This window comes from Phytomonospora sp. NPDC050363 (assembly GCF_040655735.1).
GTDB lineage: Bacteria > Actinomycetota > Actinomycetes > Mycobacteriales > Micromonosporaceae > Phytomonospora.
In genome coordinates, this window is the sequence record NZ_JBFAKK010000002.1 from 758,473 (window position 1) to 772,819 (window position 14,347).

At 72.0% G+C, this 14,347-nt stretch carries 10 protein-coding genes; 6 read left to right on the top strand and 4 right to left on the bottom strand.

Features of this window, described 5'->3' with window-relative positions; all coding sequences use genetic code 11:
* Nucleotides 1–43: 43 nt before the first annotated feature.
* Together mfd and AB0I28_RS08070 are read right to left on the bottom strand one after the other, a co-directional pair.
* Nucleotides 44–3,586, bottom strand: coding sequence for a transcription-repair coupling factor (gene mfd, locus AB0I28_RS08065; protein WP_357490797.1), 3,543 nt, complete (start codon nucleotides 3,584–3,586; stop codon nucleotides 44–46).
* Nucleotides 3,587–3,739: 153 nt separating this feature from the next.
* Entirely contained in the window at nucleotides 3,740–4,552 is an 813-nt protein-coding gene (locus AB0I28_RS08070; protein WP_357490799.1) for a metal-dependent hydrolase, read from the bottom strand.
* 317 nt (nucleotides 4,553–4,869) lie between these two features.
* Here AB0I28_RS08070 and AB0I28_RS08075 point away from each other — a divergent pair, with 317 nt between their 5' ends.
* From AB0I28_RS08075 to AB0I28_RS08085, 3 genes are all read left to right on the top strand, one after another.
* Nucleotides 4,870–5,955 (top strand): hypothetical protein, encoded by a 1,086-nt coding sequence (locus AB0I28_RS08075; protein ID WP_357490801.1) that lies wholly within the window; start codon nucleotides 4,870–4,872, stop codon nucleotides 5,953–5,955.
* A 78-nt stretch (nucleotides 5,956–6,033) separates the two neighbouring features.
* Nucleotides 6,034–8,859 carry a phosphoenolpyruvate carboxylase gene (locus tag AB0I28_RS08080; protein WP_357490802.1) on the top strand — a complete coding sequence of 942 codons (2,826 nt, stop codon included), beginning with the start codon at nucleotides 6,034–6,036 and terminating at the stop codon, nucleotides 8,857–8,859.
* A gap of 125 nt (nucleotides 8,860–8,984) precedes the next feature.
* Entirely contained in the window at nucleotides 8,985–9,572 is a 588-nt protein-coding gene (locus AB0I28_RS08085) for a DM13 domain-containing protein (protein ID WP_357490804.1), read from the top strand.
* A 166-nt stretch (nucleotides 9,573–9,738) separates the two neighbouring features.
* On the opposite strand, the gene trxA is transcribed toward AB0I28_RS08085, so the two are convergent.
* Complete coding sequence (gene trxA / locus AB0I28_RS08090) at nucleotides 9,739–10,095, bottom strand: thioredoxin (RefSeq protein WP_357490806.1); 357 nt, start codon at nucleotides 10,093–10,095, stop codon at nucleotides 9,739–9,741.
* Between the two features lie 158 nt (nucleotides 10,096–10,253).
* On the opposite strand from trxA, the gene dhaK reads away from it, so the two are divergent.
* The 3 genes from dhaK (at nucleotide 10,254) to AB0I28_RS08105 (ending at nucleotide 13,144) form a co-directional block, all read left to right on the top strand.
* Nucleotides 10,254–11,240: a dihydroxyacetone kinase subunit DhaK gene (gene dhaK, locus AB0I28_RS08095; RefSeq protein ID WP_357490808.1), complete on the top strand. Its 987-nt coding sequence runs from the start codon at nucleotides 10,254–10,256 to the stop codon at nucleotides 11,238–11,240.
* Nucleotides 11,237–11,854: a dihydroxyacetone kinase subunit DhaL gene (gene dhaL / locus AB0I28_RS08100; protein ID WP_357490810.1), complete on the top strand. Its 618-nt coding sequence runs from the start codon at nucleotides 11,237–11,239 to the stop codon at nucleotides 11,852–11,854. Before dhaK ends, dhaL begins: the two co-directional genes overlap by 4 nt.
* A 210-nt stretch (nucleotides 11,855–12,064) precedes the next feature.
* Nucleotides 12,065–13,144 (top strand): helix-hairpin-helix domain-containing protein, encoded by a 1,080-nt coding sequence (locus AB0I28_RS08105; protein WP_357490812.1) that lies wholly within the window; start codon nucleotides 12,065–12,067, stop codon nucleotides 13,142–13,144.
* Between the two features lie 45 nt (nucleotides 13,145–13,189).
* Here AB0I28_RS08105 and AB0I28_RS08110 read toward each other — a convergent pair whose 3' ends face one another.
* The gene (locus AB0I28_RS08110) at nucleotides 13,190–14,026 is read right to left on the bottom strand and encodes a GNAT family N-acetyltransferase (protein WP_357490814.1); all 837 of its coding nucleotides are present in this window, start codon (nucleotides 14,024–14,026) and stop codon (nucleotides 13,190–13,192) included.
* Nucleotides 14,027–14,347: the final 321 nt, after the last annotated feature.

The window sequence follows — 14,347 nt, forward strand, 5'->3', positions numbered from 1 at the left end:
TGCCCTCGGTTGTTCCCACGACGGCAAGCAGCCTATCCGAGCTTCACCGGACCGGCGCAGGTGCGTCGAGGACGGTCGTGACCAGCTCTCCGGCCCACTTGAGCAGCGGCAATCCCGACAGCGGCGCGCCGCCCATGCGGCCGGTGGTCGGCCGGGGAAGGGACACCACGTCGCCGGCGGTCTTGTACACCGCGTCGGGGTAGTAGCGCTTGAGGCGCAGCTGCTTGGAGTCGAGCAGCGGCATCGGCGAGAAGCGCACGTGCCGGCCCTGGAGGGCGACCTCGGCCAGCCCGTAGCGGCGCAGCATGAGCCGGAAGCGGGCGACCTCGACGAGGTTGCCGACGGGTTCGGGCGCCTCGCCGTAGCGGTCGACCATCTCGGCGCGGACCTCGGCCAGGTGCTCCTCGGTGCGGACCTCGGCGAGCTTGCGGTACATCTCCAGCCGCAGCCGCTCCACCGAGATGTAGTCGTAGGGGATGTTGGCGTCGACGGGCAGGTCGACCTTGACCTCCTGGAGCGGTTCGCGCTTGTCGCCCTTGAAGGACTGCACGGCGTCGCCGACCATGCGCACGTACAGGTCGAAGCCGACCCCGGCGATGTGTCCCGACTGCTCGCCGCCCAGCAGGTTCCCGGCGCCGCGGATCTCCAGGTCCTTCATCGCCACGTACATGCCCGCGCCCAGCTCGGTGTGCTGCGCGATCGTCGCCAGCCGCTCGTGGGCGTGCTCGGTGAGCGGCTTGTCGGGCGGGTACAGGAAGTAGGAGTAGGCGCGCTCGCGTCCGCGGCCGACGCGCCCGCGGATCTGGTGGAGCTGGGAGAGGCCGAGCATGTCGGCCCGCTCGACGATCAGGGTGTTGGCGTTGGGGATGTCGATGCCCGACTCGATGATCGTGGTGGCGACCAGGACGTCGTACTCGTTCTCCCAGAAGCCGACCATGATCTTCTCCAGCCGGTCCTCGCCCATCTTCCCGTGCGCGGTGACCACGCGGGCCTCGGGCACCAGCTCGCGGATGCGGCGGGCCGCCCGCTCGATCGACTCGACCCGGTTGTGCAGGTAGAACACCTGCCCGTCGCGGAGCAGTTCGCGCTTGATGGCGGCGGTGATCTGCCGCTCGTCGTAGGCGCCGACGCTGGTCAGGACGGGGTGGCGCTCCTCGGGCGGCGTGGCGATCGTCGACATCTCGCGGATGCCGGTGATCGCCATCTCCAGGGTGCGCGGGATCGGCGTGGCCGACATCGACAGCACGTCCACGGCCGCGCGGAGCTGCTTGAGGTGCTCCTTGTGCTCGACGCCGAAGCGCTGCTCCTCGTCGACGATGACCAGCCCCAGGTCCTTGAAGCGGGTGGTCGGCTGGAGGATGCGGTGGGTGCCGATGACGATGTCGATCTCGCCGGTGAACATCTTCTTGAGCACCTCCTCGGCCTCCTTGGGCGTCTGGAAGCGCGAGAGCTGCCCGATCGTCACCGGGAACTGCGACATCCGCTCGGTGAAGGTGTTGTAGTGCTGCTGCGCCAGCAGCGTCGTGGGCACCAGGACGGCGACCTGCTTGCCCTCGGTGACGGCCTTGAAGGCCGCCCGCACCGCGATCTCGGTCTTGCCGTAGCCGACGTCGCCGCAGATGAGCCGGTCCATGGGCATCAGCTTGCGCATGTCGCCCTTGACCTCCTCGATCGCCGACAACTGGTCGGGCGTCTCGTGGTACGGGAAGGCGTCCTCCAGCTCGCGCTGCCAGGGCGTGTCCTCGCCGTAGGCGTAGCCCTCGGTGGCCTGCCGGGCCGCGTAGAGCTTGATCAGCTCGGCGGCGATCTCCTTGACGGCCTTGCGGGCGCGCGCCTTCGTCTTCTGCCAGTCGGCGCCGCCCAGGCGGTGCACGGTGGGCTGCTCGCCGCCGACGTAGCGGGTCAGCTGGTCGAGCTGGTCGGTCGGCACGAACAGGCGGTCGCCGGGCTGGCCGCGCTTGCTGGGCGCGTACTCGATGACGAGGTACTCGCGCTCGGCGTCGTTGATGGTGCGGCGGACCATCTCGATGTACTGGCCGACGCCGTGCGCCTCGTGGACGATGAAGTCGCCCGGGTTGAGCTCCAGCGGGTCGACGCCGCCGCGCCGGCGCGAGGGCATCTTGCGCATGTCGCGGGTGCTCGTGCCGCGCCCGCCGGTGATGTCGTCGCCGGTGATGACGGCCATGCCGGCGGTCTCGTCGACGAAGCCCGAACCCAGGGCACCGGTGGTGACCGTGATCGTGCCCGGCTCGAAGTCGGCGAGCGTGTCGACGCTCGTGGCCAGATGCGCGCCGAACTCGGCGGTGCGCAGCAGCTCCACGGCCCGCTCGGCCGGACCGTGCGCGGGGAAGACCAGCGCCACCCGGCGCCCGGCCTTCATGTGCGCGCGCAGGTCGATGAGCAGCTGGGCGTTGTCGCCGTGGTACTTCGGCGCCTCCTGCGCGCCGAGCGGGATCGCGTCCATGTCGCCCAGCGGCGTGAGGTTCCACCACGCCTGACCGCGCTCGCCGACGGCCTCGCGGACGTCGGCGATGCCCCGGAAGGCCGCCGCGCCCAGGTCGATGGGCGTGCTGGCGCCCTCGGCGGCCGCGGCCCAGCCGGCGGCCAGGAACTCCTCGCTGGTGGCGTTGAGGTCGTGGGCGCGGGTGCGGATGCGCTCGGGATCGCAGGAGATCACGACCGTCCCGGCGGGCATGCAGTCGGTGAGCAGTTCGAGGCGGTCGGGGCCCAGCAGTGCGGGGGCGAGGGACTCCATGCCCTCGACGGGGATGCCCTCGGACAGCTTCGCGGTCAGCTCCGACAGGCCCGGGTACTGGCGGCCCAGCTCACGGGCCTTGGCGCGCACGTCGGGGGTCAGCAGCAGCTCGCGGCACGGCGGCGCCCACAGCGTCTCGGCCTTGTCGAGGGAGCGCTGGTCGGCGACGGAGAAGTAGCGGATCGACTCGACCTCGTCGCCCCAGAACTCCACCCGCAGCGGGTGCTCCTCGGTGGGCGGGAACACGTCGAGGATCCCGCCGCGCACGGCGAACTCGCCCCGCTTCTCGACCAGGTCGACGCGGGCGTAGGCGACGTCGGACAGGGCCTGGGTGACCTCGGTCAGGTCGGCGCTCGCACCGATCGACAGGTGCACGGGGACGAGGTCGCCGAGCCCTTTGAGCTGCGGCTGGAGGACGCTGCGCACCGGCGCGACGACGACGCGGACCGGGCCGCGCTGCGGGTCGTTCGGGTCGGGGTGCGCGAGGCGGCGCAGCACGGCCAGGCGGCGGCCCACGGTGTCGGAGCGCGGGGAGAGGCGCTCGTGGGGGAGGGTCTCCCAGGCGGGGTAGAAGGCGACCTCGTCGGGCGGGAGGAAGCAGCGCAGGGCCTCGGCGAGGTCCTCGGCCTCGCGGCTCGTCGCGGTGACCGCCAGGACGGGGCGCCCGGCGCCGTCGGCCTTCGACGCGATCGCGCCCACGACGAACGGCCGCAGCGAGGCCGGACCGGTGAGGTCGAGGCCGTCGGCGGCGGTGGCGTTGCGGGCGAGTTCGGCGGTTCGGGCGAGGGCGGGTTCGGCAAGAGCGGCGGTGAGCAGGCCTGCGAGGGACATGGTGACACCTTCGTGGATCGGCGCTGAGGGCACGACGGCTCGCCCCCTGCCCGGGAGAGGGAGGGGGTGGTCGTGCGCTTCGGCAAGCCTACGTCCGCGCCCGCCGAGTGTCTTGGGAGTTGGGTCACTCGTGGCGTGTCGCCTGTGCGGGTCCTATTCGAGGAGCGCGACGATGGCGGCGCGGACCTCGGGGAGCATCGCGATCGCGGCGACGCCGCCGAGGATGGTGAACCCCGGGGTGAGGACCTTCTTCTCGAAGGGCCCGCCGACCTTGACGGCCATCTTGTCGGGGACGCCGATCTCGTACCAGACCTGCTTCTTGATGGGCAGGGGGAAGAACAGCGGGCAGCCCATCTTGGTGATGATGTCGCCGAGGGTGTGGATGACGCAGCCGACGGCCACGGCGATGCCGATCAGCCAGTAGGAGCGGTTCTCCGGCAGCAGCCGGTAGGCGCCGAACGCGCCCACGCCGGATATCACCAGGACGACGAACCAGCCCTTCTCCCTGGCGACCTCGGCCATGAGCCCGCGCAGCGCCAGCCCGATCATGAAGAACAGGATCGGGATCATCGCCGCTTTGCCGAACTCGTTGGCCAGCCAGCCGAACAGCAGTCCGATCAGCCCGGCGAACATCCAGGAGTGCGTGAGCGTGCGGTGTCCGTTGTTGCGCTTGCCGTCCTTCTTGGTGCGGGTGATGGAGTAGAAGCCCCAGGCGATGCGCTCGGTGGCCTCGGCCATGATCATGGTGACCGGGCCGAAGGTGCGCGCGACGGTCGAGCCGCCGCGGTTCTTCAGGACGCGGCCGGCGCAGTCGAGGTCGGGCAGCAGTGCGCCGCCGGCGCAGACGATCGTGCCGACCATCAGCTCGGACGCCGTCTGGTGGACACCGTAGACGGCGTCGGCGATCGCCGAGCCCGCCAGCCAGATCGCGGCACCCGAAACGGCGTGCGTCGGACCCATCACCATGAGTAGTCACTCTCCTTTGTGGACGTGAGGGTAGCCGATGCCTACGACGGCCCGCGCTGGGCGGATGGGCAGATCGCCAGGGGCGCAAGGGAAGCAGCTTCGGGTGCTTTGTGCGGGTTCAGGACGACGACGGGCCGCTGATGCGTCGGCGACCTGCGACGACGTTCGACGGCCGCGACTGTCCACTGTGGTCTCGTGGCCTCGCCGGGCGGACCGCACAGGCGGCGGAAGGGGCGGTGCGCGATCGACTTCGAGGAGCGCTAGATCCACTCTGACCTGCGGCGAGGGCCGTTTCAGGCCCCCACTATCTTTCACTCATGCCCGCCCCGAAACACCGCGCGCTGTGCCTGCTGGCGTTCGCGGTCGTGTTCACCGGCTGCGGTCGCGCCCCGGCCGATCTGCGCTCACCGGCCGACTTCTGGTTCGTCGCCGAGGCCGACGGCAGCCTCGCCCCGACCCTCGACGCCGACGGCGCCGGCGACCTGGTGTTCGCGACCTCCGGCACGGCCGGCCTGCTCATCGGCGCCGACTTCTACCTCAAGCAGCGCGCGGTCTCGGTCACCGGCGAGGTCTCCGCCGGCGACGCCGACCGCTACGGCCTCCCCGGCCCGCTGCTCGCCCCGGCCGGGTACGAGATCCTGCTGACCCAGGTCGCCACCAGCCAGTGCTCCGACTGGCGCGACAACGGCGGCGCGCCGGTCTCGCGGCTGGCCGTCGGGGAGCGCACGGTCGAGTTGTCCGACCCGCTGGAGTGCGGGGATCTGCTGGCGGTGGTGGTGCCGGCGGGCGCGCCCGTGGCGCTGTCGGTGTCCACGGCGGGCCGTTCGCAGACGCTGAACCTGCGCGACGGCACGCGCGCCGGGGAGGTCGCCGAGTTCTACGGCTTCGCCGAGTACGTCGCCTTCACCGGCGCCTACGAGGCCTCCGGGGACGTCACCGCGAAGGGCGTCACCCGAGACGTGAGCCTGTCGCTGGGCTTCGCGACCGCCTCGCGCGGACCGTGGGACCGGGTCGCGGGGAAGTGGGCCGCCGAGGGGAAGGTGTGGCTGCGGTTGGGGCTGACCTGCTCCTCGAACGCCTACTGGGGCTTCTCACCCGACGTGGCCAAGCACGAACCGGCCGTCGAGTGGCGCCTGGCGGTCCGCGACAGCTACTCGCTGGCCGTCGCGGGCGAGACCGTCCGGCCCGCCAACGACGACGTCGACGACCTCAGCGACCGCGCCGGACAGGGCGCGACCTGCGCGGGCCCGGTCTTCGAGATCCCGGCGGGCGCCGGCGGGGCGACGCTCGGCGTCCACCCCGACGGGCCGATGCGCGCGATCTGGTCCGACGCCGAGGCCGCCACGCGGTGGTCGAAGCCTCCGGCGCCCGCCGAGTACGCGGTGTCCTTCACGTCGATGTGACGGGGCGGCTGCCCCGGGTAAGATCTGCGGCGACCACGGACAGCGCCGTCCGGCCCCCGAAGACGAGGGAGACCGAGCATGTCTGAAGTGGCCAGCGGCGCCTCCGCCGCGGCGATCGACACCGCGCTTCGCGCCGACGTACGCCGCCTCGGCGCGCTGCTCGGGCAGAGCCTCGTGCGCCAGGAGGGCGCCGGCCTGCTCGACCTCGTCGAGGAGATCCGCAAGCTGGTCCGGGCCAACGACGAACTGGCGATCTCGCGCCTGTCGACGCTCGACCTGCCGACGAGCATCAGCCTGGCGCGCGCCTTCGCGACCTACTTCCACCTGGCCAACATCGCCGAGCAGGCCCACCGCGCGCGCGAACTGCGCCGCAGCCGCGCCCGCGACGGCGGGCACCTGGCCGACGCGGCCCGCCTGATCACCGAGCGCGGACTGTCGCCCGAGGAGATCACCGCCAAGGCCGCGCGCCTCCAGATCCGGCCGGTGTTCACCGCGCACCCCACCGAGGCCGCCCGCCGGTCGATCCTGTCGAAACTGCGCGCGGTCGCCGACCTCCTCGACGCCGAGGCCGCCGACGCCGGCCTGACCGGCTACGCCGACACCGCCGCGACCGACAAGCGCCTGTCGGAGCTCGTCGACCTGCTCTGGCAGACCGACGAGGTGCGCGTCAACCGGCCCGACCCGGCCGACGAGGCCCGCAACGCCGTCTACTACCTCGCCGACCTCTACGACGAGGCCGCCCCGCAGGTCCTCGACGACCTCCACCGCACCCTCTCCGACCTCGGCGCCACACCCCCTCCCCGGCCGCTGAGCTTCGGGACGTGGATCGGCGGCGACCGCGACGGCAACCCCTTCGTCACGCCCGAGGTGACCCGCGACGTGCTGCTCATCCAGCACGAGCACGGCATCCGCGCCGCCGAGCGGGCCCTGGAGGCCGTGATCGCCGACGTGTCGGTGTCCGAGCGCCTCGCCGAACCCAGCGCCGAACTCCGCGCCAGTGTCCACGCCGACCTGAAGGCGCTGCCGGAACTGCCCACGCGCTTCCGCCGCGTCAACGCCGAGGAGCCCTACCGCCTCAAGGCCCGCGCCATGCGCACCCGCCTCGAACTCACCCGCGCCCGCCTGGCCGCCGCGACCCCGCACCGCCCGGGCCGCGACTACGCCGACGCCGCCGAGATCGTCGCCGACCTCGAACTCATGCGCGCCTCGCTGGCCGCCAACCACGGCGAACTCATCGCCGACGGCAGGCTCGCCACCGCCATCCGCACCATCACCGCCTTCGGCCTGCAACTGGCCACCATGGACGTCCGCGAACACGCAGGCGCCCACCACGCCGTGCTCGCCGAGATGTACGAGCGCATCGGCGGCCTCACAGAGCCGTCGAGGCCGCTCAGTCGCCCGGAGTCCGGCGGCTTCGAGCAGACGCCCACGGACCGTACCGCTCTTCCTTCGCCGGCCGTCCCATACGAGACCCTCTCCCGCGAGTCGCGGACCTCCTTGCTGATCAAGGAACTCAGCGGCCGGCGCCCACTGTCCACACCGGACACCGAGCTCGACGAGCGCAACCAGAAGACCATCGACGTCTTCCGCGCCGTCCGCGCCGCCCAGAAGCGCTACGGGCCCGACGTCATCGAGTCCTACATCATCTCCATGACCCAGGGCATCGACGACGTGCTCGCCGCCGTCGTGCTCGCCCGCGAGGCCGGCCTCGTCGACATCCACAGTGGACGCGCGGCGATCGGTTTCGTGCCGCTGCTCGAAGAGGTCGACGAACTCGCCGGCGCCGGGGAACTGCTCGACGCGCTGCTGTCGGTGCCCGCCTACCGGGCGATCGTCACCGCGCGCGGCGACGTCCAGGAGGTCATGCTCGGCTACTCCGACTCCAACAAGGACGCCGGCATCACCACCAGCCAGTGGTCGATCCACCGCGCCCAGCGGCAACTGCGCGACGTCGCCGCCCGCCACGGAGTGCAGCTGCGGCTCTTCCACGGCCGAGGCGGAACCGTCGGCCGAGGCGGCGGCCCCACCCTTGAGGCGATCCTGGCGCAGCCGTGGGGAACCCTCGACGGCGCCATCAAGGTCACCGAGCAGGGCGAGGTCATCTCCGACAAGTACACGCTGCCCGCGCTGGCCCGCGAGAACCTCGAACTGACCGTCGCCGCCGTCCTTCGGGCCACGCTGCTGCACACCGAGCCGCGCTTCCAGTCCGGCACCCTCGACACCTGGTACGCGGCCATGGAACAGGTCAGCGCCGCCGCCCACGGCACCTACCGCGACCTCGTCGGCGACCCGAGACTGCCCGAGTACTTCTGGGCCGTCACGCCCACCGAACTGCTCGGCTCGCTCAACATCGGCTCCCGGCCGGCGAAGCGGCCCGACACCGGCGCCGGACTGGGCGGACTGCGCGCGATCCCGTGGGTCTTCGGCTGGACGCAGTCGCGCCAGATCGTGCCCGGCTGGTACGGCGTCGGCAGCGGACTGGCCGCCGCGCGCGAGGCCGGACTCGGCGACCTGCTCGACGAGATGTACACCCGCTGGCACTTCTTCCGGACCTTCCTGTCGAACGTCGAGATGACCCTCGCCAAGACCGACCTGGACATCGCGAGCCGCTACGTGCAGCTCGCCGACCCCGAGCTGCGGCCGCTGTTCGACCGCATCCGCGAAGAGCACACGCGAACGGTCACCGAGGTCCTGCGCGTCACCGGCGAGGACGAACTCCTCGACCACAACCCGGTGCTGCGCCGCACGCTCACCGTCCGCGACAGGTATCTGGCGCCGCTGCACCACCTCCAGGTATCGCTGCTCGCGCGCCACCGGGAGAGCGGCGACGCCGACCCGCTGCTCCAGCGCGCGCTGCTCACCACCGTCAACGGCATCGCGGCGGGCATGCGCAACACGGGCTGACCGCGTGCGGGGCGCCGCTTCGGCGGCGCCCCGCACGCAGCCCCGGGCACGCCGTCGGGCGCGGTAATCGTTTCGTAAGCCGCCGGAGTCTGGCTTTCACCGCCCGGATCGGGTGGAATCGACCCATGCTGAGCAAGCTCGCCCGCAAACCGATCGCCCTGGGCGTCGCCGCCGTCGTGATCGTCGCCCTCGCCTTCGGGCTCTTCTGGTTCCAGCCGTGGAAGCTGTGGACCACCAACACCGTCGACGAGGAACTGCCCGTCGCGGCCGCCCCATCCGACAGCGCCGCGACCGCCTCCGACGGGACCACCCCCGACGGGCCCTCCACCGCCGACGACCCGACCATCGCCCACCTGCTCGCCGAAGGCGAGTTCATCACCCACGAGCACGAGACCACCGGGACCGCCCAGCTCTTCCGGCAACCCGACGGGAAGGTCGTGCTCGCCCTGGCCGGGCTCAAGACCAGCGACGGGCCCGACCTGCGGGTATGGATCACCGACCAGGCCGTCGAGAAGGACGCCTGGGACGTGTTCGACGACGGGTACTACGTCGAGCTGGGCGAGCTGAAGGGGAACAAGGGAGACCAGCTGTACGAGGTCCCCGAGGGAACGGACCTGACGAAGATCACCAGCGTCACGGTGTGGTGCAAACGCTTCAGCGTGTCCTTCGGTGCCGCTCTGCTCGCTTGGTCGGAGGCTGACGAAACCTCCTGACAGGCATGGGATCGGGCTGCGGCACCTCCTCCGGTGCCGGGTCCCCGACGTCTGGTCACGCCTGAACTGGCGGGTGCCCGGCGTCGCCTGCCGGGTTCCCGGCGTTTGCGGGCACGCGAAGGGCCGGTGACCGAGGCACCGGCCCGAAGTCTCGCGCTCGCCGAAACTACTGAGTTTCGACCTGCTTGCGGACCTCGTTCATGTCGAGGCCCTTGACCTTCTCGATGACGGCCTTCAGGCCGCTCTCGGGGAGGACGCCGGGCTGCGCGAACACCAGGATGCCGTCCCGGAACGCCATCACCGTGGGAATCGAGGTGATACCGGCGGCGCGGGAGAGGTCCTGCTCGGCCTCGGTGTCGACCTTGCCGAACACCACGTCCGTGTGCTCCTCGCTGACCTTCTTGTAGGTCGGCGCGAAGCGCTTGCAGGGACCGCACCAGTCCGCCCAGAAGTCGACGAGGACGATTCCCTCCTCGCTGATCGCCTTCTCGAACGTCTCCTTGGTCAGGTCCACGGTCGCCATGGGTCCTCCAGCTCGCTGGTCTCGCAGGTTACGCGACGGTTCATACCGTCCACGGGTATCGAAACGACTTACCGTCCTCGACTATTCCACGCTACGCACGCCCAAGCCGAGGCCCACAGCCACTAGCGTGACAGGAACACGCCTGCTGCGAGGTGAACGTGAAGAAGCTGATCAACAGCCCTGAGACCTTGCTCACCGATGCCCTCCACGGCTTCGCCGCCGCCCATCCGGGCCTCACCGTCGACCGTGACCTGCGCATCGTCACCAGACCCCCGACCCCTGGGAGGGTGTCCCTGGTCTCCGGTGGCGGCTCCGGTCACGAGCCGCTCCACGCCGGCTTCGTCGGCCACGGCATGCTCCACGCAGCCTGCCCCGGTGAGGTGTTCACCTCACCGGTCCCCGGCCAGATCCAGACCGCGACGACAGCCGTCGACGGCGGCGCCGGCGTTCTCCACGTCGTCAAGAACTACACCGGCGACGTCCTCAACTTCGCCCTGGCCGCCGAACTCGCCGAGGACGACGACATCGAGGTCGCCACCGTGATCGTCGACGACGACGTGGCCGTGACCGACTCGACGCACACCGCCGGGCGTCGTGGGACGGGCGCCACGGTCTTCGTCGAGAAGATCGCCGGAGCCGCCGCCGAGGCCGGCGCCGGGCTGGCCGCCGTCGCCGAACTCGCGCGGGAGGTCAACGCGCGCTCGCGGTCGTACGGGGTGGCGCTGTCGGCCGGCACGGTCCCGGCTGTCGGGCGCCCGGGATTCGATCTCGGGCCCGCCGAGATGGAGTGGGGGGTCGGCATCCACGGTGAGCCGGGGCGCCGGCGGGGACCGGTCGCGACCGCGCGCGAGATCGCCGCGGAGGCCCTGGCGGCGATCGACGACGACATGCCGCTGTCGGGGGAGGTCCTGGTGATGGTCAACGGCATGGGCGCGACCCCGCTCATCGAGCTGTACGCGATGTACGGCGAAGTGGAGAAGTGGCTCGCCGGGCGCGGGGTCGGCATCACCCGGCGGCTCGTCGGGAACTACGTGACCTCGCTCGACATGACCGGCTGCTCCATCACCGTCATGACCCTGACCTCGCGCCTGCTGGAACTGTGGGACGCGCCCGTCGAGACGCCCGCGCTGAGGTGGGGCCGATGACCACCGTCGACGCGCAACTCTGCGCGGCCTGGATCACGGGCGCGGCCGCGTTGGTCGCCGAGCACGAACGCGAACTCACCGAGCTCGACACCGCCGTCGGTGATGGCGACCACGGCCTCAACCTCCGGCGCGGCTTCGCGGCGGCCGCCACCGCCGTCGCCGACGCCGCCACACCCGCCGCCGTACTGAAGGCGGCCGGCGCGGCGCTCATCAACAGCACCGGAGGCGCGTCCGGGCCGCTGTACGGCACCTTCCTCCGCCGGGCGGGCAAGGCGCTCGGCGACGCCGAGACCGTCGGCTCCGGAGAGTTCGCCGCGGCGCTGGCCGCCGGACTCGACGGCGTGCGCGTCCTCGGGGGCGCCGCCGAGGGCGACAAGACCATGATCGACGCGCTGGGTCCTGCCGTCGCCGTGCTCGGCGGAGGCGGGGACCTGGCGACCGCGGCGCCGGCCGCGTACGAGGCCGCCGTCGCCGGACGCGACGCGACCGCGTCGATGGTCGCGCGCAAAGGCCGCGCGAGCTACCTCGGCGAACGCTCCGCCGGACACGTCGACCCGGGAGCGGCGACGACCGTGCTGCTGTTCGCGGCCCTGGCCCGGGCGGTGGGGCCGTGAGCGTCGGCGGCCCGCTGCTCGCCGACGGGGCCGCCGCCGTCGTCGGCGTGGCGGAGGCGTGGGCGTACCGAAAGTCGTAGACGGACTCCGGCGGGTGGACGAGGCGCCCCTGATTAATCCCTGAGTCCGCGCTGGATTCCTTGCGCGGCAAGGGAATCCGGATACCTTTTAAGGGGCCGGCCACCCATCGTGCCCAGTCGGAGGGGTCTCATGCGCATCCTCGTCCTCGGATCCGGCCCCGGCGCCTCGAACGCCAGGCGCCTCGCCCACGAACGCGGCCTGCGACTGGCGCGGCACGCCCTCGACTCCGTCACGTACATCGTCACCGACGACACCGTCAGCCCGCGCGACCCGAAGGTGGTCGCGGCCCGGGCGCTGGGTGTGCACGTGGTGCCCGACACCGAGTTCGTCAACCAGCCCGAGAACTGGCCGCCGCCCCGGCCGGTGGACGGCAGTGCGGTGGCTCCCATGGCGCACGGTGCGGGGCACGCCCGCACGCTCAGGCACTCGCATGGGCACGCGCATTCCCACGGGCATCGGCGTTCGGCGCAGGCGCAGCAGGCGATGGACTCGCTGTTCCGGGCGATCAACAACGCCGACGCGTCGGGGATCCGGGAGGCGCTGCGGCAGTTCGTGTCGGTGGTGTGGGCGATCTCGCCGCTGCTGACGGCCGGGCTGAGCGCACCGATCATGTTCGGGCACGCCGCCGCGAAGCTGAAGTCGGTGGTCGCGGGGATCGCGGCCTTCGCCTACGCGGGGATGGCGATCGCCTACATCACCTTGTTCGCGATGGAGGGCCAGAACCTCGCCGACGGCGAGTACGGCAACGTGAACCCGATCGCGATGGTCTCCCTGTTCGCGCTGCTCTTCGGGAGCACCGCGCACGCCTTCATGATCCGCAACAAGGTCTTCCCACCGCGCGCCGCCGACACCGAACGGCCCGCCCGCGTCGTCCCCACCGACGAGGCCGAGGCCCGGGTACTGGCCCGCCGCGAACGGCGGGTGCGGGCACGGCGGCTGCTGAAGGACGACCCGGCGATGGCCGACGAGCTGGGCATCGGGCGACCTGACCTGGAACTCGGTTACGACGACGGGGGACTCGTCGACGTCAACCACGCGCCGGCGGAGGTACTGGCGGCGATGCGGGGGATCGACGAGCGGACCGCCGAGCGGATCGTGGCGGTGCGGGAGCTGTCGGGGACCTTCGCGTCGACGGCGGAGCTGGTGGTCCGGGCCGACCTGGACCCCGAGGCGATGCGGCTGGTGGACGAGTACGCGGTCTACGGGTGAGGTGTGGGCAGGGGCGGGAACGGGGCCGGGGACCTGGGGTGCCGGTCAGGTCAGGGGGAGTCGGTAGGAGTGTTCCTGACCGTATGAGGTGAAGCCGATGCGGCGCAGGATCGGGGAACTGGTGGAGACCCTGCCCTGGGTGAGGGCCATGGTGGCGTTGTGCTCGGTGGCGTACGCCAGGCGGGCGGCAACGAGGGCGCGGTAGACGCCCCGGCCGCGGTAGGGCTCCAGGACGCCGCCGCCCCAGAGCCGGGCCACACCGTCGACGATCTCAACGCCGGCGATCGCGGCGGGCACCTCGTCGAGGTAGGCGACCAGGGCGCCGCCGGTTCCGGCCGCGACGGTCTCGGCGTCGGCGGCGGCCCGCTGGGCGACGGCGTCGTCGGGGGCGGGTTCGCCACCGAAGGTGCGGATGCCGATCGTGTTGGCGTCACGCGCCACGGCAGGGGTCGTGCGCCAGAGGGTCTTGAGGCCGGGGACGTCGGGGGACTCCACGGGGGAGGGGAGGCCCATCGCGAGGATGTCGCCGGTGTCGACGAGCTGGGCGCCGCGGGCGACGAGGGCGTCGTCGAAGCCTTCGGGGGAACTGAGGCGGGCGTGGACGTGGATCTCGGGGAGACCGAAGGTTCGGGCGTGGGCGACGACGTCGTCGAGGACGGCGCGGGCGGGGCGGGAGGAGCGGACCCACTGGAGCTGAAGGGGGTCGGGGAAGGGGGCGGGGAAGAGGGCGATGCGGTATTCGGGGGTCTCGGCGAGACGGGTGCCGGGAGGGTTGAGCACCCAGGCCTCAACGGCGGCGGCAACGGCGGCCGGGGAGGGCGTGGGGGACGGGGTGGGGGAGGACATGGGGGACGGGGTGGGGGAGGACATGGGGGACGGCATGGGGGGAGGGTACGTGGGGAGGGGGTGGTGCGAGGCGGGCAAGCCTCGCGGCCCGTCCGGCATGGCACGCGTGTGGCGGCTGCGTGAGCAGCCGCCGGGAGCCGTGGCCACTGGCTACCGGGCGCCGGGCGCCGGGCACGGGCCACCGGGCACCGGGCACGGGCACTGGCCGTGGGCCCCACGGCGCCGAGCCCAGGCCCACAACCGGGTCCAGGGACGGAGTCCTTGGCGGGGTCTGGGGCAGCGCCCCAGCAGGGTCCAGGGACGGAGTCCTTGGTGGGGGTCTGGGGGCGAAGCCACCCAGCGGGGGTGCTGGGGGCG

Coding starts and splice junctions, on each gene's coding strand:
- mfd (WP_357490797.1), bottom strand. CDS start 3,586: ATGTCCCTCGCAGGCCTGCTCACCGCCGCTCTTGCCGAACCCGCCCTC.
- AB0I28_RS08070 (WP_357490799.1), bottom strand. CDS start 4,552: ATGGTGATGGGTCCGACGCACGCCGTTTCGGGTGCCGCGATCTGGCTG.
- AB0I28_RS08075 (WP_357490801.1), top strand. CDS start 4,870: ATGCCCGCCCCGAAACACCGCGCGCTGTGCCTGCTGGCGTTCGCGGTC.
- AB0I28_RS08080 (WP_357490802.1), top strand. CDS start 6,034: ATGTCTGAAGTGGCCAGCGGCGCCTCCGCCGCGGCGATCGACACCGCG.
- AB0I28_RS08085 (WP_357490804.1), top strand. CDS start 8,985: ATGCTGAGCAAGCTCGCCCGCAAACCGATCGCCCTGGGCGTCGCCGCC.
- trxA (WP_357490806.1), bottom strand. CDS start 10,095: ATGGCGACCGTGGACCTGACCAAGGAGACGTTCGAGAAGGCGATCAGC.
- dhaL (WP_357490810.1), top strand. CDS start 11,237: ATGACCACCGTCGACGCGCAACTCTGCGCGGCCTGGATCACGGGCGCG.
- AB0I28_RS08105 (WP_357490812.1), top strand. CDS start 12,065: ATGCGCATCCTCGTCCTCGGATCCGGCCCCGGCGCCTCGAACGCCAGG.
- AB0I28_RS08110 (WP_357490814.1), bottom strand. CDS start 14,026: ATGCCGTCCCCCATGTCCTCCCCCACCCCGTCCCCCATGTCCTCCCCC.